This is a genomic window from Actinoplanes sp. NPDC020271 (genome assembly GCF_044388125.1).
In the GTDB taxonomy this organism is placed as follows: domain Bacteria; phylum Actinomycetota; class Actinomycetes; order Mycobacteriales; family Micromonosporaceae; genus Actinoplanes.
On record NZ_JBIRWQ010000013.1, the window covers coordinates 114,880 to 132,170 of the forward strand.

Annotated in this window: 18 protein-coding genes; 6 read left to right on the forward strand and 12 right to left on the reverse strand. The window is 72.0% G+C overall.

What is annotated here, in order from left to right; translation table 11 throughout:
- The first annotated feature begins 40 nt into the window (after positions 1–40).
- Positions 41–946, forward strand: a complete 906-nt coding sequence (locus ACH442_RS26890) for an oxidoreductase (protein WP_396340881.1) — start codon at positions 41–43, stop codon at positions 944–946.
- A gap of 52 nt (positions 947–998) precedes the next feature.
- On the opposite strand, the gene ACH442_RS26895 is transcribed toward ACH442_RS26890, so the two are convergent.
- From ACH442_RS26895 to ACH442_RS26910, 4 genes are all read right to left on the reverse strand, one after another.
- Positions 999–1,925 (reverse strand): glycine betaine ABC transporter substrate-binding protein, encoded by a 927-nt coding sequence (locus tag ACH442_RS26895; RefSeq protein ID WP_396340882.1) that lies wholly within the window; start codon positions 1,923–1,925, stop codon positions 999–1,001.
- Between the two features lie 23 nt (positions 1,926–1,948).
- Positions 1,949–2,635, reverse strand: coding sequence for an ABC transporter permease (locus ACH442_RS26900; protein WP_396340883.1), 687 nt, complete (start codon positions 2,633–2,635; stop codon positions 1,949–1,951).
- Positions 2,632–3,285: an ABC transporter permease gene (locus tag ACH442_RS26905; RefSeq protein ID WP_396340884.1), complete on the reverse strand. Its 654-nt coding sequence runs from the start codon at positions 3,283–3,285 to the stop codon at positions 2,632–2,634. The genes ACH442_RS26900 and ACH442_RS26905 overlap by 4 nt, the downstream gene beginning before the upstream one ends.
- A gap of 73 nt (positions 3,286–3,358) precedes the next feature.
- The gene (locus ACH442_RS26910) at positions 3,359–4,405 is read right to left on the reverse strand and encodes an ABC transporter ATP-binding protein (RefSeq protein WP_396340885.1); all 1,047 of its coding nucleotides are present in this window, start codon (positions 4,403–4,405) and stop codon (positions 3,359–3,361) included.
- A 124-nt stretch (positions 4,406–4,529) separates the two neighbouring features.
- Here ACH442_RS26910 and ACH442_RS26915 point away from each other — a divergent pair, with 124 nt between their 5' ends.
- Both ACH442_RS26915 and ACH442_RS26920 read left to right on the forward strand, forming a co-directional pair.
- Positions 4,530–5,972 carry an aromatic amino acid lyase gene (locus tag ACH442_RS26915; RefSeq protein WP_396340886.1) on the forward strand — a complete coding sequence of 481 codons (1,443 nt, stop codon included), beginning with the start codon at positions 4,530–4,532 and terminating at the stop codon, positions 5,970–5,972.
- Between the two features lie 17 nt (positions 5,973–5,989).
- Complete coding sequence (locus ACH442_RS26920; protein WP_396340887.1) at positions 5,990–6,481, forward strand: DUF3253 domain-containing protein; 492 nt, start codon at positions 5,990–5,992, stop codon at positions 6,479–6,481.
- Between the two features lie 39 nt (positions 6,482–6,520).
- Here ACH442_RS26920 and ACH442_RS26925 read toward each other — a convergent pair whose 3' ends face one another.
- The 4 genes from ACH442_RS26925 to ACH442_RS26940 all read right to left on the reverse strand — a co-directional run bounded on the left by ACH442_RS26925 (position 6,521) and on the right by ACH442_RS26940 (position 8,824).
- Entirely contained in the window at positions 6,521–6,946 is a 426-nt protein-coding gene (locus ACH442_RS26925; RefSeq protein ID WP_396340888.1) for a hypothetical protein, read from the reverse strand.
- Between the two features lie 56 nt (positions 6,947–7,002).
- Complete coding sequence (locus ACH442_RS26930) at positions 7,003–7,323, reverse strand: YciI family protein (protein ID WP_396340889.1); 321 nt, start codon at positions 7,321–7,323, stop codon at positions 7,003–7,005.
- Between the two features lie 113 nt (positions 7,324–7,436).
- On the reverse strand, positions 7,437–7,931 hold the full coding sequence (locus tag ACH442_RS26935; RefSeq protein ID WP_396340890.1) for a cysteine dioxygenase: 495 nt from the start codon (positions 7,929–7,931) through the stop codon (positions 7,437–7,439).
- Entirely contained in the window at positions 7,928–8,824 is an 897-nt protein-coding gene (locus ACH442_RS26940; protein ID WP_396340891.1) for an amidohydrolase, read from the reverse strand. Before ACH442_RS26940 ends, ACH442_RS26935 begins: the two co-directional genes overlap by 4 nt.
- Positions 8,825–8,947: 123 nt before the next feature.
- Here ACH442_RS26940 and ACH442_RS26945 point away from each other — a divergent pair, with 123 nt between their 5' ends.
- Positions 8,948–9,955 carry a LacI family DNA-binding transcriptional regulator gene (locus ACH442_RS26945; protein ID WP_396340892.1) on the forward strand — a complete coding sequence of 336 codons (1,008 nt, stop codon included), beginning with the start codon at positions 8,948–8,950 and terminating at the stop codon, positions 9,953–9,955.
- On the opposite strand, the gene ACH442_RS26950 is transcribed toward ACH442_RS26945, so the two are convergent.
- The gene (locus tag ACH442_RS26950) at positions 9,912–11,348 is read right to left on the reverse strand and encodes an aromatic amino acid lyase (protein WP_396340893.1); all 1,437 of its coding nucleotides are present in this window, start codon (positions 11,346–11,348) and stop codon (positions 9,912–9,914) included. The genes ACH442_RS26945 and ACH442_RS26950 overlap by 44 nt on opposite strands.
- The gene (locus ACH442_RS26955; RefSeq protein ID WP_396340894.1) at positions 11,345–12,367 is read right to left on the reverse strand and encodes an ornithine cyclodeaminase family protein; all 1,023 of its coding nucleotides are present in this window, start codon (positions 12,365–12,367) and stop codon (positions 11,345–11,347) included. The genes ACH442_RS26950 and ACH442_RS26955 overlap by 4 nt, the downstream gene beginning before the upstream one ends.
- A 65-nt stretch (positions 12,368–12,432) precedes the next feature.
- On the opposite strand from ACH442_RS26955, the gene ACH442_RS26960 reads away from it, so the two are divergent.
- Together ACH442_RS26960 and ACH442_RS26965 are read left to right on the forward strand one after the other, a co-directional pair.
- On the forward strand, positions 12,433–13,272 hold the full coding sequence (locus ACH442_RS26960) for a MurR/RpiR family transcriptional regulator (RefSeq protein ID WP_396340895.1): 840 nt from the start codon (positions 12,433–12,435) through the stop codon (positions 13,270–13,272).
- A gap of 62 nt (positions 13,273–13,334) precedes the next feature.
- Positions 13,335–14,429 (forward strand): EAL domain-containing protein, encoded by a 1,095-nt coding sequence (locus tag ACH442_RS26965; protein ID WP_396340896.1) that lies wholly within the window; start codon positions 13,335–13,337, stop codon positions 14,427–14,429.
- On the opposite strand, the gene ACH442_RS26970 is transcribed toward ACH442_RS26965, so the two are convergent.
- Complete coding sequence (locus tag ACH442_RS26970; RefSeq protein WP_396340897.1) at positions 14,413–15,009, reverse strand: DM13 domain-containing protein; 597 nt, start codon at positions 15,007–15,009, stop codon at positions 14,413–14,415. The genes ACH442_RS26965 and ACH442_RS26970 overlap by 17 nt on opposite strands.
- A gap of 35 nt (positions 15,010–15,044) precedes the next feature.
- Complete coding sequence (locus ACH442_RS26975; RefSeq protein ID WP_396340898.1) at positions 15,045–17,165, reverse strand: HelD family protein; 2,121 nt, start codon at positions 17,163–17,165, stop codon at positions 15,045–15,047.
- Positions 17,166–17,291: the final 126 nt, after the last annotated feature.

Consider the following 17,291-nt stretch of genomic DNA (forward strand, 5'->3'; position numbering starts at 1 on the left):
TAGCGTCGGCGGTCACCGAACCGACTCCGAGGAGCAGCAGATGACAGGGTGGACCACCGACCGCATTCCGGACCAGCACGGCCGGGTCGCCGTCGTGACCGGCGCCAACTCCGGCCTCGGCCTGGTCACCGCCACCGAGCTGGCCCGCCACGGCGCCCGTGTGGTGCTGGCCGTCCGGGACACCGCCGCCGGCGCGGAGGCCGCCCGGCGGGTCGGCGGCGACGTCGAGGTGCGCGAGCTGGACCTGGCCTCGCTGGCCTCGGTGCGGGCGTTCGCGGCGAAGCTGGCCACCGACCATCCGGCGATCGATCTGCTGGTCAACAACGCCGGGGTGGTGTTGCTGGGCCCGCGCCGCACGTCCGCCGACGGCTTCGAGCTGCAGCTCGCCACCAACGTGCTGGGCCACTTCGCGCTGACCGGTCTGCTGCTCGACGCGTTGACCGCGGCGGGGCCGGCCCGGGTGATCGGGCTCAGCTCGATCACCCATCGGGGCGCGCACCTGGACTTCGACGACCTGATGTTCGAACGGAACTATCGGGCGGCCACCGCGTACGGCCGGTCCAAGCTCGCCACCACGGTCTTCGGTCTGGAACTGGACCGCCGGCTGCGCGCGGCCGGGTCGCCGATCGTGAGTGCACTGGCGCATCCCGGCCTCACCCGTACCAACCTCACGCCCCGCGCGTGGGAGCACCGTGGCCGCTTCGGCCGGGTGATCGCGCGGCTCGGCTTGCTGGCGACTCAGCCGGTGGAGCAGGGCGCGCTGCCGCAGTTGCGGGCGGCCACCGATCCCGGGGTGCGGGGTGGCCAGTTCTTCGGCCCGGCCGGGCTCGGGGAGACCCGGGGCCGGGTCACCGAGGCCCGGCTCAGCCGGGAGGCCGCCGATCCGGCGGTCGGCCGACGGCTCTGGGCGGCGGCCGAGGAGCTGACCGGCGTGCGTTACCTCTGATCGAACAGGGCAGGGCCCCGCCGCTCGGCGGGGCCCTGCGGTCAGCCGGTGATCAGGCCAGCCCGTTGTCCTTGAGGAACGCCTTGGCCACGGTCGCGCTGTCCTGCTTGTCCACCTGGATCTTCGCCAGGTAGGTGGTGAGGTTCTCGGTGGTCAGCTTGGCCGAGACGCCGTTGAGCGCGCTCGCCACCGTGTCGGTCTTCGCCGCGGTACGGATCAGCGGGAGCACGTTCTGCGAGGTGTAGAGGTTCTTCGGGTCCTTCAGCACGACCAGCTTGTTGGTGGCGATGCCGGAGTCGGTGGAGAAGATGTTGCCGACGTCGATGTCTCCGTCGACCAGGCCCTTCATCGTGAGCGGGCCGCCCGCGTCGAGCGCCTTGAACTCCTTGAACTTCACGCCGTAGACCGATTCGAGGCCCTTGAGCCCCTGGTACCGCTCCTGGAACTCGGGGCCGGCACCGACCTTCAGCGTCGGCGCGACCGCCTTGAGGTCCTCGATGCTGGTCAGCTTGAACTTGTCGGCCGTCGCCTGGGTGACGGTCAGGGTGTCCTTGTCCTCGGCGGCCGACTGTTCCAGCACCTCGGTGCCGACGGGAACGACCTTCTTCAGCGCGGCGAGCACGTCCGTCGGGCTGCTGACGCCCTCGGGCACGCCGCCGGTGGAGAGCGCGGCGAGCAGCGCGCCGTTGTACTCGGGCAGCAGGTCGATCGACTTGTCCTGCAGCGCCTTCAGGTACAGCTCACGGGCGCCGATGTTGAACTGCCGCTTCACCGTCACGCCCTTGGCCTCCAGGGCCTGGGAGTAGATCTCGGCCAGCAGCTCGCTCTCGGCGAAGTTGGCCGAGCCGACGGTGACCGTGGACGATCCGGTGCCCTTGGTGTCGCCGGCGAGCGGGTCGCTGTCGGCGCCGCACGCGGTCAGGGACAGGGCGAGGCTGATGCCGGTGACGGCAGCGCCGAGGGTACGTAGGCGGAACATGATCAACCTTCCGGTGGGGTTTCTCAGGTGGTGGCACGGCGCGAACGGGCCGGGGCCCGTCCGGTCAGGCCGGGTGAGACGATCCAGCGCTGCACCAGCGCCAGGAACAGGTCGAGCAGCACGGCGAGGACGGCGACGACGATGGCGCCGGCCAGGACCCGGGAGTAGTCGTTGACGGCCAGGCCGTCGATCAGGAGCCGGCCGAGACCGCTGAGGCCCACCGCGGCGGCCACCGTCGCGGTCGCGACCACCTGCAGGGCGGCGCTGCGGAAGCCACTCATCAGCACCGGCAGCGCCATCGGCACCTCGACCTTGAGCAGCACCTGCCACGGGCGCATGCCCATGCCCTTGGCCGCGTCGACGACACGACGATCCAAAGACCGCATTCCCGCGTACGCCGAGGTCAGGATCGGTGGGATGACGAGAACGGTCAACGCGATCAGGACCGGGGTCAGGCCGAGCCCGAGCAATGTGACCATCAGCATCAGCAGGCCGAGCGTCGGCAACGACCGGCCGGCGTTACCGGAGTTGATCGCGATGAACGAGCCCCGCCCGGTGTGCCCGATCCAGAGTCCGACCGGCAGCGCGATGACCGTGCCGATCAGCAGCGCGAGGGCGACGTAGCCGAGGTGGGCCAGGATGAGCTGCGGGAAGCCGCCGGACGCGGCGGGGTCCCAGTGCGCGGGGTCGAACAGGTAGGAGAGGTTCACGCCGTACCTCCGTGCTGGAACTTCGTCCACGGGGTGACGGCCCGCTGGATGAGCACGATGATCAGGTCGGCGATCCCGGCGAGCAGCACGGAGAGAATGATGCCGATGATGATCGGCTCCAGGTAGAACAGCTGGAAGCCTCGGGTGAACAGCTGGCCGAGCCCGCCGATGCCGATCAGCGCGCCGACGCTGACCAGGCTGATGTTGGAGACCGTGGCGACCCGCAGCCCGGCCAGGATGACCGGCAGCGCGACCGGCAGCTCCACGTCGAGCAGCCGGCGTGTCCGGCGGTAGCCCATGGCGGTGGCGGACTGGACGACGATCGGGTCGACCGCGCGCAGCCCGTCCGCGACCGTGCGGGCCAGCAGCGCCACCGTGTAGATCGTGAGGGCCACGACGATGTTCGCCGGCGACAGGATCTTGGTGCCGAGGAGGACCGGCAGGAACACGAAGAGGGCCAGCGACGGGATCGAGTAGAGCACGCCGCAGACGTTCACGAGCGGGTGGTAGAACCAGGGGAAACGCACCCCGAGCCAGCCGATCGGCAGGCTCAGCGCGAAGCCGATCAGGACCGGCAGCAACGCGAGGTAGATGTGCTGCCGCAGCGCCGCCAGCACCACCTCATGGTTGTTGCTCAAATACTGGATCATGCCGCCACCTCCGCCGCGCTCCGGCGTCGCCATGGTTTGTTCACGGAGCGCGACGGTTCGCTCGCAAGCTCGCTCATGCGCTGCGCTCCGCCGCCCGCCGGTCGCGCCGGGCGGCCAGGAAGTCGACCAGGTCGTGGTGGCGGACCAGGCCGTCGGCGGCACCGTCGGCACCGACGCGGACCGCGACGCCGACCGGCGAGGTGATGGCCAGGTCGGTGACCATTCGCAGCGAGTCCGACTTGGTGAACACTCCGGCGGTCGGTTCGAGCGGGCCGCCGCCACGCTGCCAGCCCAGCGGCCGGCCGGCGTCGTCCAGCACCAGCTCGGCCCCCTCCACCTCGGTCAGCGCGCGGACCGGCACGTCGGCGGCGGTGTCGAAGGAGAGGCTGCGCAGACCGCGGTCCCGGCCCACGAACTCGGCCACGAAGTCGTCGACCGGCTGTTCGAGCAGTTCCTGCGGCGTACCGAACTGGGCCAGCCGCCCGCCCTGACGGAACACCGCCACCTTGTCGCCGAGCTTGATCGCCTCGTCGATGTCGTGGGTGACCATCGCGATGGTCTTGCCCAGGTCCTGCTGCAGCCGCAGGAACTCGCGGTGCAGGCCCTCGCGCACCACCGGGTCGACCGCGCTGAACGGCTCGTCCATCAGCATCACCGGCGGGTCGGCGGCCAGGGCACGGGCGACGCCGACGCGCTGCTGCTGCCCGCCGGAGAGCTGGGCCGGGTAGCGCCCGGCGAACTCGGCGGTGAGCCCGACCCGTTCCAGCAGCTCGAGAGCCGCCGCGCGGGCCTCGCGCCGGGTCCGGCCGAGCAGCAGCGGCACGGTCGCCACGTTGTCCAGCACCGTCTTGTGCGGGAAGAGCCCGGCGTGCTGGATCACGTAGCCGATGCCGCGCCGCAGCAGCGCCTCGTCCTGCCCCGCCACGTCCCGGCCGTCGATGAGGATCCGGCCCGAGGTGGGGCTGACCATCCGGTTGATCATGCGGAGAGAGGTGGTCTTGCCACACCCGGACGGCCCGACGAGAACCGTCATCTTCCCGGTGGGCAACTCCATCGAGAGGTGATCGACCGCAGTGCTGCCGCCGGGGTAGACCTTGACGACGTCCTCAAATGTGATCATGGCGCTCCTGGCGGCGTCAGACGTTGTCATGAATACTGCTATTCATACTTGTGCGGTGGTGAATAACAAGTCAACGGGCACGTGAGAGGTGTTACGGCTCGTTAACACGCGGGCTGGAGGGTACATGCACGGAACCAACAGCGTGGCCCTCGACGGGCGGACCCTGACGATCCCCGGTCTCCTCGCGATCGCCTCCGGACGGGCGGCGGCCGAGGTGGGACCGGCCGCACTACGGTTCGTCGAGGCGCGACACGCGCGGCTGCACGACGCCCGGGAACGTGGTGCAGTCTACGGGGCGAACACGGGCGTCGGCGCCAACCGGCACGAACACACCGGCGACGGCGGGGAGCACGGGCTGCGGCTGCTGCGCAGCCACTGCGCGGCGGTCGGGCCCGAGGAGGACGACGTGACGGCTCGCGCGGCCATGGCCGTACGGCTGAATCAGATTCTGTCCGGGGGTTCCGGTGTCTCCCGTCGCGTCGCGGAAGCCCTGGCCACGGCGTTGCGCGACGGCGCGGTCCCGAGTCTGCACCCGTGGGGCGCGATCGGCACGGCCGACCTCTCCGCCCTGGCCGAACTCGGGCTGACCTTGGCCGGCGAACGCCCCTGGCGCTCCGGGAACGGGCCGGTCATCACCATCGACGGCACCGACGCCCTGCCGATGATCAGCTCCAGCGCGCTCACCGTGGCCACCGGGATTCTCGCGTTGTCCCAGGTGGAAGAGTTGATCCGGGCCTCGGTGACGGTGGCCGGGCTGTCGTTCCTGGCGCTGCGCGGCAACCCCGAGGCCTACCACCCGGCCGTGCACTCCGCGCGCGCCCACCCCGGCCAGGTCGAGGTCGCCGCGCTGCTCAGCGCCCTGGTCGCCGGTGGCGCCCCGCCGGTCCGCATCCAGGACCCGTTCGGGCTGCGGGTCGTGCCGCAGGTCACCGCGCCGGCCGTGCACGCGGCCCGGTCCCTGCACGACGTGCTCACCGCCGAACTCAACGCGGCCGTCGAGAACCCGCTGGTCACCGACGACGGCGTGCTGCACCACGGCCAGTTCCACACCGCGACCCTGGCCGCCGGCCTCGACGCCGTCCGCAGCGCGTTCCTGCCGGTGCTGTCCCTGTCGTCGGCCCGCGTCGGCCTGCTGATGCGCCCCGACCTGACCGGCCTGCGGGCGTTCCTCGCCGACGGCCCGGCCGGCAGCTCCGGGCTGATGATCAGCGAATACGTGGTCCAGGACGTGCTCACCGAGATCCGCGTCGGCATGCAACCGATCGCGGCCGGCACGCTGACCATCTCGCTCGGCCTCGAGGAACACGCCAGCTTCGCCACCCAGGGCGCCCGATCGCTGCGCCGGATGACCCGGCTCGCCCCGACCCTGCTCGCCGCCGAACTGGTCGCGGCCGTCCGCGCGCTGCGGATGGCCCCCGGCCGGCTGCCGGACGGGATCGCCCGCGACGCCTTCGAACTGGCCGCGAAAAACCTGGAGCCCGCCTTCGACGACCGGCCCCTCGGCACCGACCTCGCCAACGCCGTCGCCGTCCTCCCCGCCCTGGCCGCGCTCCTGGAGACCGCCTGAACCGCGACAATAGGGTCATGAGCTCGCGCGACGACGCCACACTGACGGCCGACGGCCGCTACCTGATCGTGTCCGGCCGGCGCTGGCGGGCCACCGACCCGGCCATCCCCGAACCGCTGCGCCAGGAACTGGTCGACGAGCTGATGGCCGCCCGCCGGCTCGTCCGCACCGACCCGGAGACGGCCCGCCCCCGCGTGCAGGACGCCAAAGTCGCGCTCGGCGAACGCGGCGACCCGTGGTGGGAGCCGACCCCCGACGGGCAGCGGGTCCGGCTGGCCGCGGCGATCCGCACGCTGCTACGGCACCGCCGCCCGGAGGCCACGATCTGCCCGAGCGACGCAGCCCGGGTCGCGGGCGGCGAGACGTGGCGGGACCTGATGGACGCGGCCCGGGAAGTGGCGGCCGAGCTGGCCCGGGACGGGGTCGTCACGGTCCGTCAGCACGGCGAGGACGTCGACATCACCGCCGCGACCGGGCCGATCCGCCTCGCTCGCGGCCCAGCGTGGTGATCAAACCCCTTCCCGCGTACGCCGCCGGAGCCCACACCCTCACGAGGGAACAGCCGCCTCGGCACAAGCTCTCGTGATCAGCCCCACCGAGTCGAGCAGGTCGTCGAGCGCGTTCGCCGCCTCGTCCCCGAGGTCCGCGCGCAGCCAGGCCTCATACCGGGCCTGCACCTGCGCGCCGGCCCGCTCGACACCCGCGACACCGGACTTCCCCGCGCTCTGGATGATCGCCTTGACCGCCGGCTCGTCCAGCTCGACCGCTTCACCGGCCCGGGGCGCCGCGGCCGCGAGCCGGCAGGCCCGCACCGCCTGCGCTCCGGGCGACGCCGGAGCAGCCGACGCCACGGCCGAGGACACCGGCGCCACGGCCGACCGCACCGGCGCCACGACCGGTCCCGCGTCGGCCGGGCCGCAACCGGCGACGGACAGCATGACGATCGTTGCCGTGAACACCCGCACGCGCCGCATGTGAGCACAGTAGACACCGGCTCGCCGAAGTCCGGGGATCGGACTCGATCGGCGAGTCAGGACGTGAGGACCGGGCGGACCTCGACCCAGCCGTCGATGACCGGGATCATGCGACCGATCCAGACCGCATGGTCCAGGTCGGACGCCTCGACCAGGAAGTATCCGGCGAGGGTCGCTTCGTGGCCGGCCAGCGACCCGCCGACGGGCACGTTGTCACGGATGGACACGGCGTGGGATGCCGGGCCGATCGCGTTGCCGGCGACGATGCGGGCGCCGGTCTCGGCGATCTGCCGCGGCAGGCGCAGGTGCGCTTCGAGGACCGTGGGCGGCGCGGCCCGAGCACTTTCCGGGGCCTCGCGCTCGTAGATGAGGATCATGAATCGTGGGAGTGGCGACTGTTGCTCCGACGGATCCACGACCTGCCCCCGATCAATGACACCGAACTCGGGGACGGTAGCAGCTCGGCGTACAAAATAATCGGGTGTGATCGTCAGCCGTCGATGGGGCGCAGCTCGTCGGCGTAGCTGACCGAGACGCGGCGCAGGACGCCGTCGGCGCTGATCGAGTACTGGCCCATGCGCCACAGTGGCGGCGAGTACGCGTGCAGCGACACCGACCCGTCCACCGCCCCGCCCATCCGGTGGATGCGGTCGGGGCCGAAGGCGAACGTCCGCCCCGCTTCGACCACCCGGGACGACGGCTCCCCGCCGATGCGCGGCGTCGCCTCGGTGACCGCGCCGCGGGTGACCGCGACCGCACCCGACGACACGTCGTGATCGTGCCAGCCGGTGTCGTCCTGCACGTTCCAGCACAGCACCCACACGTCGATGTCGCCGTCACGGTACAGCGACGCGTAGTGCCGCCCGCCGGTGTCGTGACGGACCAGGTGCTCCCACAGGTGCGGGCGGGCGGCCAGCTCGGTCACCCAGAGCTGCAGTTCCTTCGGGGTGAGGACGCGCCCCGGCAGCGCGGGCAGGACTGTCAACGGTCGGCTCCGGTCAGCAGGTGGCGGGGGTTGGCGGTGAACATGGCATGGGTGAAGGCCGCACCGAGACCGGGATCAACCGATTCCGCGTACGGCCGGTCGGAGCCGTGCACGATCGGGTCGACGCCGACCACGCGGACGAGCGCGTCGATCGCCCGCGTGCCGTAGGAGGAGGTCTCGTAGTACACGTACGGGTCGAGCGGCCCGAGTTCGCCCCCGCGCGCCGTGAGCCGCTCGTGGTGCAGCGGCGCGAGCCCGGCCAGCGCCACGAACGCGATCCGCAGCCGCGGGTGCGCCCGCCGCCCGGCGATGTGCCAGGCCAGCCACGCCCGGTGCTGCTGCGCGACGTAGGGCACCATGGCCGGCCACCAGCCGGGCAGGTCCGGGGCGCAGGCCGGCGCGGGACCGGGGTGCACCAGCACCGGCTTGTCCGCACTCTCGGCCTCGGCCAGCAGCGGGCCCATGCGGGTGATGTCGCCGGGCTCGGCGAGGGCGGTCGCGGGCAGTTGCAGGCCGGCGACCCGTTCCTCGCGCAGCACCGTGGCCAACACCGCCGGGTCGGGGTCGGTGACGGACGCCGCGGCCCAGATCCGGTAGGGGTCGGGCAGGTTCAGCGCGCTCTCGTGCCAGAGGGCGAGGAGGCCGGCGCCCTCGTCGCCGGGCAGGTGTTCGATGCCGAGTGGGCTGGAGAGCGAGAGCAGCACCTGCGAGCGACCCTCGGCGATCTCGCGCTCGCGGCGCCGGGTGAGGTCGTGCGCGGCCGGGTCGACCTCGTAGGGTGCCTCGCCGGGCAGATACAAAGTCCATTCCCGCAGGTACGGGTACGAGTCACGCCGGCGCAGGGCCTCGACGAGGGGCGCGGGCCATAGGTGCTGATGGCAGTCGAACAGCATCCGGCACCTCCGCTTCCTGTCAGGTGAAGCGCTTCACTCCACCCGCTAAGTGAAGCGCTTCACCTCGCGGAAGCGCAACGTGATCTCAATGACCGGTATCGCCACCGGTGTTACCCTCGCCCGATGCAACGAGGGCAGACGCCGCGCGGGCAGTCCCGGCGCACGCTGCAGGACCTCGCGACCGCCGCCGGCCTCTCGCTCGCCGCCACCTCGTACGCGCTGCGCGGTGTCCGTGGTTCCCCCGCCACCATCCAGCGTGTCCGGGAGCTCGCCGCCGAGCTGGGCTACACCGTCGACCCGATCGCACGGGCGCTGGCCAGTGGCCGTACCGGATCGGTCGGGGTCAGCGGTTCCCTGCGTGACCTGTGGCAGCAGGATCTCTCGGTGATGCTGACCCGGGCCCTGCGCAGCCGGGGGCGGTACGCGACGATCGCCGACGCCGACGCCGACCCGGAGCAGGAACGCCTGATCGTCGAGCAGTTCGTCGCCCAGCGCGTGGACGGCGCGCTGGTCTCCCCGGTCGACCCGGCCGCCGGCTACTGGCGGTTGCTCGGCCCGGAGATCGCGGTCGTGTCGATCGGGGACGCCCTGGTCGCGCGCCCCGGGTCCGGCAGCGTCCTGTTCGACAACGACTACGGCGTGCGCACCGCGCTGGCCCATCTGACCGATCTGGGTCATCGCACGATTGCGCTGCTGGCCCCGTCACTGCCGACCACGCCGGGCCGCCCGGCCGAGGTGCTCGCCGGTGAGGTCGCGGCCGGCCTGGGCATCGAGCTGACCGTGGTCGCCGCCCCGGCCGCCACGACCGAGGCCGTCACCGTGGTCGCCGCGCTGCTGGCCGGGCCCGACCGCCCGACCGGCGTGTTCTGCCTGACCGATTCCCTCGCCTTCGCGGTGTACCGGGCCGCGCGCGAGGCCGGCCTGTGCATCCCGGCTGACCTGTCGGTGGTCGGCTACGACGATCACCAGCTCGCGGTGCTGGTCGACCCGGGCCTGACCACGATGGCCTGGGACGAGGACGCCATCGTGGAGGCGGCGATCGGTCAGCTCGACGGGCCCGCCGATGCCCCGGCGTTCCGCCCGGAACTCATCGTGCGGAACTCGACCAGCCCGATCGCAGCAGCGCGATGAGCGCGTCCAGGTCCCGCCCGAACGGCCGGTCCGCGGTCCCGGCGGGCAGCGTGCCGACCGGCAGGATCGGGGCCGGATCGCCGGACAGCAGCCGGGCCTGGTGCACCGCCAGCAGCTCGCAGGCCAGCACCTCACGCAGCCCGTCGACCGCCTCGTCCAGGCACTCGGCGGCCTCGAACCCGAAACTCTGCACGTCCTCCTGACCGCCCGACGTCTCCATCGCCCCGAGCAGCGCCGGCATCGCGAACCGCCGCAGCCGGTGCGCCACCCCGGCCGCCCGTTTGTGCACCGACACCATCCCGGCGTGCACGCCGGGCGCGTCGGAGAGCTGTTTCGGCAACCCGGTCACGGCCGGGTCCAGCAGCCGGTGCAGTCGCGCGGTGCCGACCTCGGCCAGGTGGACGAGTGCGCCGGTCAACGCGCCGCACGCCGCGGCCAGCTCGGTGCCGGCGAACCCCGCGGTGCCGTAGAACCGACCGTCCAGGTGCGCCGGCGAGTCGGTGATCCCGGTCAGCGCCCGCTCGGCGGCGGCGTCGAGGGCGCCGGCCGCCCGGATCACCACGGCCAGCGCGGGCCCGGTCACCCGGAACGAGACCGGCGCCTGCAGCGCCCGGGACGGTCCGTCACCGCGGGACTTCAGAAGAGCGGCATTGACGCTACGCAGTACGTCGTCGCCCGACGCGAGCTCCGAGCGCAACGGGTCCGCGCTGGCGCCGACCACCGCCTGAGCCGCGCCCGCCACCGCGATCACCTGCTCAGCCAGGGTCCGCGCCGCTGCCGTGGCCAGGATCGCCAGCCCGGTCAGCCCGGGCACCCCTTCCAGGAACGCGACGCCCTCCTTGGCCTCGAACGAGCGGGCCGGCACCCCGGCCACGTCCACGGCCCGCCCCGCGTCGTCGAGCACCTGACCGGTTCCGATCAGTACTGCCCCGAGGTGCGCCAGCGGGATGATCTCCCCCGCCGCGCCGACACCACGCGCCGGGATCGCCGGCGCCAGGCCCGCGTTCACCAGGTCGGCCAGGTGCCGGCACAGCTCCGGTGACACGCCCGCGGCCGGGTGCAGCAGCGTCCGGAGCCGGACCGCCATCACCGCCCGCGCCTGATCGGGCCGCAGCCAGGGCGCCGAGCCGACCGCTCGGCCGGCCATCAGGGTGTCCTGGTGCCGCGCGCGGGCCTCGGCGTCGAGCCGGATCCCGGCGAGCGCACCCATGCCGGTGTTCACGCCGTAGACCGGCTGGTCACCGTCGAGCGCCCGCAGTGCCGCGGCGCGGCTCGCGGCCACCCCGGCCAGGAGCTCGGGGGCCAGCACGATCCGCTTCGCTCCGCTCGCGACCAGACCGATTTCGGTACGACCGAGGTCCGCGGCCGTCCGCACCCGCAGCTCTCCGGTCATCGGTAGCGCAGCATGGTGCCGGCGTCGGCGGCTTCGGCCCGGTTCAGGATGAGGTGGGCCAGTGCCACGTCGAGGACGGAGAGCCCGCGGTGCCAGAACAGGATCCGTTCGTCCGCGCTCTCCCGCCCGGGTTTGGCGCCGCTGACGATCTCACCGATCTGGCCGTAGAGCGTCCGCTCGGTCAGCCTGCCGGTGTCGACGTGCGCGCGCAGGGCCCCGAACCGGCCGGAGCGGGACTCGCGCCAGTCGTCGACGACCACCTTGTCCATCACGTCGAGCAGGTCGAGTTCGACGGCGCTGACAGTGCCGTAGGGGACGACGAACGCACCGGGGCGGACCATGGCCGTACGCAGCAATGGTTGTGGTTCTTCCAGGCGGGAGGCCTCGACGAGGATGTCGGCGTCCCGGTAGACCTCGTCGGCGGTGGCGACCACGCGCACGGGGGTGTCGGTGACCGCGCGCAGCCGGTCGGCGAACGCCGCCCGTGACTCGGGCCGGCGGCTGGTCACCCGGATCTCCTCGAGGGGGAAGAGGCGGTCGAGCATGGTGACGTTGCTGAACGCGGTGCCGCGGGCGCCGACGTGGCCGAGGATCCTCGAATCCGGCCGGGCCAGGTATTTGGCGCCGACAGCGGTCATCGCGCCGGTCCGCACCTCGGTGATCAGCGTCGCGTCCATGATCGCCAGGGGGACGCCGGTGGCCGGGTCGAGCAGTGTCATCAGGGCCAGCTCGCTGGGCAGCCCCAGCTGGTAGTTCGGGACGAAGTCGCCGACCACCTTCACCCCGCTCAGGCCGTGGTCGCCCAGCGTGGAGACATGACCGCGGAGGATGTTGAAATGCCCGGCCCCGCCGTTGTCCGGGACGAGGTGGGTGCGCGGCTCGAAGACCGTCCGGCCGCGCCCGTGCGCGTCGACGACGTTCTCGACCGCGGCGATGACCTCGTCCGAGCCGATGTTCAGCTCGTCGATGTCGGCGCCGGAGAGGAACCGTAACCAGATCGCCCGCTCGTTGTGAATCATCGAATGCACCATATCTCCTGTGTGTTTTAGAGTATTCAGGGGCGGAATGACACAGAAGGAGATCAATGGCGCGCGACGGGGCCGGTGAATGGCTGCTGGACCTGGCCCAGGCACATCGACTCTCCCCGGCGCAGCGGCAGATCGTGCAGCGGATGCTCGGCATGTTCCCCGACGTCGCATTCCTGTCGACGATCGAGATCGCCGAGCGGGCCGGGGTCAGCCAGCCGACGGTCACCCGGCTCGCCGCGGCGCTGGGTTTCGCCGGGTTCGGTGAGTTCCGTGCCGCGCTGCGCGACGCCGTCCTCGCCGGCATCCCGCAGCAGCGCTCGCCCGCCCGGCCGGAGTCCGGGGTGGCCGCGATCGACCAGGAGCGCGCGAACCTGGACAGCCTCAAACGGGTCATCGCCGGTGATCCGATGGCCCGGGCCGTGCACCTGCTGGCCGGGGCGAGCCCGCTGGGCGTGATCGGTCTGCGCGCCTCGGCCGCTCTCGCACAGTACTTCGGCTACTTCGCCCGGCGCGTCCTGCCGGCGGTGAGCGTCTGCACCGATGCCGGCGCTGTCGACGACGCCGTGCTGCAACTGAGCCAGCAGGGTGCCGAGGCGCTGCTGTTCTTCGCGATGCCGCGGTATCCGGCCGCCACTGTCGCCGCCGTCCGGCTGGCCCGCGGTCTCGGCCTGGCCACCGTGGTGATCGCCGACAACCCGCTCGTGCCGTTCGCCGAGGACGCCGACGTGCTGCTGGTCGCCCCGGTCGGCACCGGCCTGATCTTCGACTCACATGCGTCAGTGGTCACCCTTGCGATCAGTCTGCTCGACGCGATCACCAGAACCGATCCGCACCGTACGCAGCAGCGTTTGGAGGCACACGAGGCGCTCGTCGACCGCTGGGTCCACGACGCCTGACGATTCAGCGGAAGCCGGAGGCGGCCGATAAGTCGGGTGAGCCGGCTGACAGAGGAGCCTTCATGATGCGGACCGCCGAACTGACGATCACCGACGTGCTGACGCACCGGCTGGTGGAGCCGGCCTTCCAGCCGATCGTCGACCTGGCCGGAGGCGGCGTGGTCGGGGTCGAAGCGCTCGCGCGGGGCCCGGCCGGGAGCGCGCTGGAGTTCCCCGACCAGCTGTTCGCCGCGGGCCGGGAGGCCTCCCGGCTCGGCGAACTCGACATGCTCTGCTGCGAGCAGGCCATCGAGGGCGCGGCCGCGGCGGCCGCGGCTCCGCCGCTGCTGTTCGTCAACGCCGAACCGGGCGTGCTCGACCAGCCGCTCTCCCCGCGCCTGCTCGACCTGTTGCGCAGCGGGCTCCCGTTCCGGATGGTGCTGGAGTTCACCGAGCGGGCGTTGCCCGCCGTACCGGGAAGTCTTCTGCGCATTGCCGGGCAGGTACAGGACTGGGGCAACGCCCTGGCGCTCGACGACGTCGGCGTCGACCCGATGTCGCTGGCGTTCCTGCCGATCGTCGAGCCCGAGGTGATCAAGCTGGACATGAGCCTGGTACGCAACCCGGGTGACGCGCACACCCGGGCGGTGGCCACGCTGGTCCGATCCGAGTCGCGGCGGACCGGCGCGATGGTCATCGCCGAGGGCATCGAGACCGAGGACGACCTGAGCGCGGCCCGCGAACTCGGCGCGCACTGGGGTCAGGGCTGGCTGTTCGGCCGCCCGGGCCGGCTCGACCAGGTGGTTCACGACTACCGCCCGCAGGCCGCGGCGGCTCTGCGCCCGCCGCGGCCCGGTTTCCATCGGCCCGTCGGCACCCCGTTCGCGATCGCAGCCGCCCACCCGTCGACGGCCACCGCGGACGCGCCGGCCGCTCTGGCCGCGACCACCGACAGCGCCCTGGTCATGGTGGCCGGCGACGCGGGCGGGCTGCGTGGGCTGACCGAGCAGGCGCGCAGCGTCATCACCGTCGAACCGATACCGGGCGAGACCACCGTCGTGGTCATGGCCGAGGGCCGTGGCGTCGTGACCAGCACCCGCGGCGCGCACCGGGTGACCTCCGACCACCTGCCGACCGCTGCGGCCTGCGCCCGCATCCTGCTCAGCCGCTCGCGCTGACCCCGGCCGGGGTGAGACTCGCCGCGCCGAAGGACACCGAGAAGCGCTTGCACCAGATCGCGACGCTCGTGAGCTTCTCCAGATCCGTGCCGGCCGGGATCGCGTACCGCTGATTGCCCTTGTTGCCCTTGAGCCGTCCCAGCTCGACCCATTTCCCGTCGTCGAAGACCCGCCACCCGGCCGCGCCGGCCTGCACCGGCTGATCGGAGAGCCAGACCCGCAGATCAGGGCCGTTGGAGGTGGCGAGGTCGACCAGTTCCAGGGTGTGCGAACCGTCGACATTCCGAACCACCCGCGCCTGACCTGCGGTGTCGTGTTCGTGGCTGACGAACTCGCCACGCCGCACCACAGCCGGCCCGCTCGCCGACGCCTCGGGCGCGACCGCCGCACCCGATGCTGCGGGCAGGGCCGCCGGACTCGATCCTGCGGGCAGGGCCGCCGAACTCGATGCCGCGGGAACGACCGCGAGGGCTTCGTCGACGTGGCGATCGGTGGCGAGTTTCCAGGGCTGGAACCAGTAGAGGCCGGCCCCGGCGATCAACACCAGAGCCACCGCGACGATCAGCAGGCGCTTGTTCACCGCCCCAGTACACCGGGCTGACCGGTCGGCAATCCTTACCGGACGGTGACGGTTCCGGGGAGCACCGACAGCCGGAGCTGCCCGAGTTCCTGCGTGCACCGGGTCAGCGCCACATACAGCCCGTTCCAGCCACGCGGTTCGGCCGCGATCCCGTCCGCGTCGACCAGCAGCGTCGCATCCCACTCCAGACCTTTGGCCTGCGTCGCCGTCAAAACCGGAACCTCCCGCAGTACGCCCGTGAGCGCGCCCACCCGGGCCACGGGAGCGACCACCCCGAACGTGCCGCCCGCCCACCGCTCCCCCAGCTCAGCCACGGCCCGCACAGCGGCGTCGAACAACTCGTCGGGTGCGACGACGCGCTCCCACGGGACGATGCCGGAGCTGCGGACCGCGCGCGGCGGACGGTTACGACTGCCGGCTTTCGCCAGGACCGGGCCGGTGAGTTCCATGACCTCCCGTGGGGTGCGATAGCAGATGGTCAGCTCAGCGGCGGTCCACCGCTCCCCCAGCGTCGCCCGGACCGCCTCGGCCCACGTCGTGTGCCGGTGCGACGCCTCGGCCTGGTCGATGTCGCCGACCGCGGTGACGGATCGGGCCGGGCAGCGCCGCAGCACCATGTGCCACTGCATCTCGGACAGTTCCTGCGCCTCGTCGACGACCACATGCCCGTACGCCCAATCTCTCTGCATTTTTGCTCGATCCGCGACCGATTCGCCCTGCGTGCGCACCGGAACCGCGTCGCCGAGCAACTCCGCGACCGCGTCGAGCAGCGGGATGTCGCCGGACGCCCAGCCGGTCGGCTCGGCCGTGACCAGGGCGATCTCCTCCGCGGAAAGCTCCGGCGCGAACCGGCCCAGCAGCGCGGGGTCACCCAGGAACTCGCGCAGCGTCACACCCGGGTCCCGCGTCGGCCACCACGCCTCCAGGAAGCGGGCGATATTCGCGTCCTCGGAGATCCGCTCCCGCAGTTCCTCGATCTCCTCCTCGGACAGCAAGCCGTCGACGTCCGAGCCGGACTCGTGGATTTCCGGGCCTGGCTGCACCCGCCGATCGAAACGGGCGAGCAATTCCTCGAAGCCCTCCTCCATCTCCTCCAGCAATGCTTCCCGCTGCTCCGCGACCGTGTCGGCGAGCAATTGATGAAGTTGTTCGGCAAACGCACGCCGAGCCCGGTGATAAGCCTTTCCCGGTACGGCCGAAACCAGCGCCCGCCGCACCGCGGAAGCGTCGATCACGTAGAACTCGCCGGCCCAGCGCAACCGCAGCTCCCGCGCCACCGGGAACAGCGACGACACGTACCGCTCGAGCGCCGGCTGCCACAGCGCCCGCCCCTTGATCTCGGAGATCGTGCGGGTCTCGGCCCGGGTCACGGCGACGCCCGGCAGCAGCGTGTCGCAGGTCGCCGACACCACCGCGGTCTCGCCGAGCGCCGGCAGCACCCGCCCGATGTACTCCAAGAAGCGCGGCGACGGCCCGAGCACCAGAACTGCCTGGTCGGCGAGCTGTTGGTGGGTGAAGAGCAGGTAGGCCACGCGGTGCAGGGCGACCACCGTCTTGCCGGTGCCCGGGCCGCCCTGCACGATCAGCGGCCCACTCGTCCCGGCGCGAATGATCTCGTCCTGCTCGCGTTGCAGCGTCGCGATCGCCGTCGACATCCGCCCGGTCCGCCGCTCGTCGAGCGCCGCGAGCAGCGCCCCCTCGCCGACCAGCTCACCGTCCGCGGACCCGTCGAGCGGCTCGTCGTCGACGCCGGTCACGACATCGCCACTGGTCCGCACGTGGCGCCGCCGGGCCTGGCCCTGCGGCTCCCGCGCCGTGGCGGTGTAGAACGGCCGCGCCGCCGGCGCCCGCCAGTCGATCACCAGTGGGTCGGCATCCTCCGCCTCGGCCCGCACCCCGGCCCGCCCGATGTGCCGCACCGCCCCGTCCCGCCCGTCGAGCCGCCCGAAGATCAGCCCGCCCTCGGCCCGCCGCAACTCCTCGACCTGTCGCCGCAGGCCACGCTGCCGCGCTTCCTCCAGCGCGTCGGTCGGGGCAACTTCCAGCTCGGCCCGCAAATGCGCGATCAGTTCCGCGCGGCGCGCCAGCGCGGCATTCAAGAATTGCTGTTCCTCGGCCAGAGCCCGCATCAGTGTCCCCTCGTCGAGCGGCAACACTAATGGCTTCTCCGGCTCCTGTGCGCGTGACGAACCCGACATTGCATTCTTCCGCGTGATGCCATCTCCAAAACACAAAAGAATGCTTGACGGTACGCCGTAAATGTGGCCTTCTGAATGAACGGG

Coding starts and splice junctions, on each gene's coding strand:
- ACH442_RS26890 (WP_396340881.1), top strand. CDS start 41: ATGACAGGGTGGACCACCGACCGCATTCCGGACCAGCACGGCCGGGTC.
- ACH442_RS26895 (WP_396340882.1), bottom strand. CDS start 1,925: ATGTTCCGCCTACGTACCCTCGGCGCTGCCGTCACCGGCATCAGCCTC.
- ACH442_RS26905 (WP_396340884.1), bottom strand. CDS start 3,285: ATGATCCAGTATTTGAGCAACAACCATGAGGTGGTGCTGGCGGCGCTG.
- ACH442_RS26910 (WP_396340885.1), bottom strand. CDS start 4,405: ATGATCACATTTGAGGACGTCGTCAAGGTCTACCCCGGCGGCAGCACT.
- ACH442_RS26915 (WP_396340886.1), top strand. CDS start 4,530: ATGCACGGAACCAACAGCGTGGCCCTCGACGGGCGGACCCTGACGATC.
- ACH442_RS26920 (WP_396340887.1), top strand. CDS start 5,990: ATGAGCTCGCGCGACGACGCCACACTGACGGCCGACGGCCGCTACCTG.
- ACH442_RS26925 (WP_396340888.1), bottom strand. CDS start 6,946: ATGCGGCGCGTGCGGGTGTTCACGGCAACGATCGTCATGCTGTCCGTC.
- ACH442_RS26930 (WP_396340889.1), bottom strand. CDS start 7,323: ATGATCCTCATCTACGAGCGCGAGGCCCCGGAAAGTGCTCGGGCCGCG.
- ACH442_RS26940 (WP_396340891.1), bottom strand. CDS start 8,824: ATGCTGTTCGACTGCCATCAGCACCTATGGCCCGCGCCCCTCGTCGAG.
- ACH442_RS26945 (WP_396340892.1), top strand. CDS start 8,948: ATGCAACGAGGGCAGACGCCGCGCGGGCAGTCCCGGCGCACGCTGCAG.
- ACH442_RS26950 (WP_396340893.1), bottom strand. CDS start 11,348: ATGACCGGAGAGCTGCGGGTGCGGACGGCCGCGGACCTCGGTCGTACC.
- ACH442_RS26955 (WP_396340894.1), bottom strand. CDS start 12,367: ATGATTCACAACGAGCGGGCGATCTGGTTACGGTTCCTCTCCGGCGCC.
- ACH442_RS26960 (WP_396340895.1), top strand. CDS start 12,433: ATGGCGCGCGACGGGGCCGGTGAATGGCTGCTGGACCTGGCCCAGGCA.
- ACH442_RS26965 (WP_396340896.1), top strand. CDS start 13,335: ATGATGCGGACCGCCGAACTGACGATCACCGACGTGCTGACGCACCGG.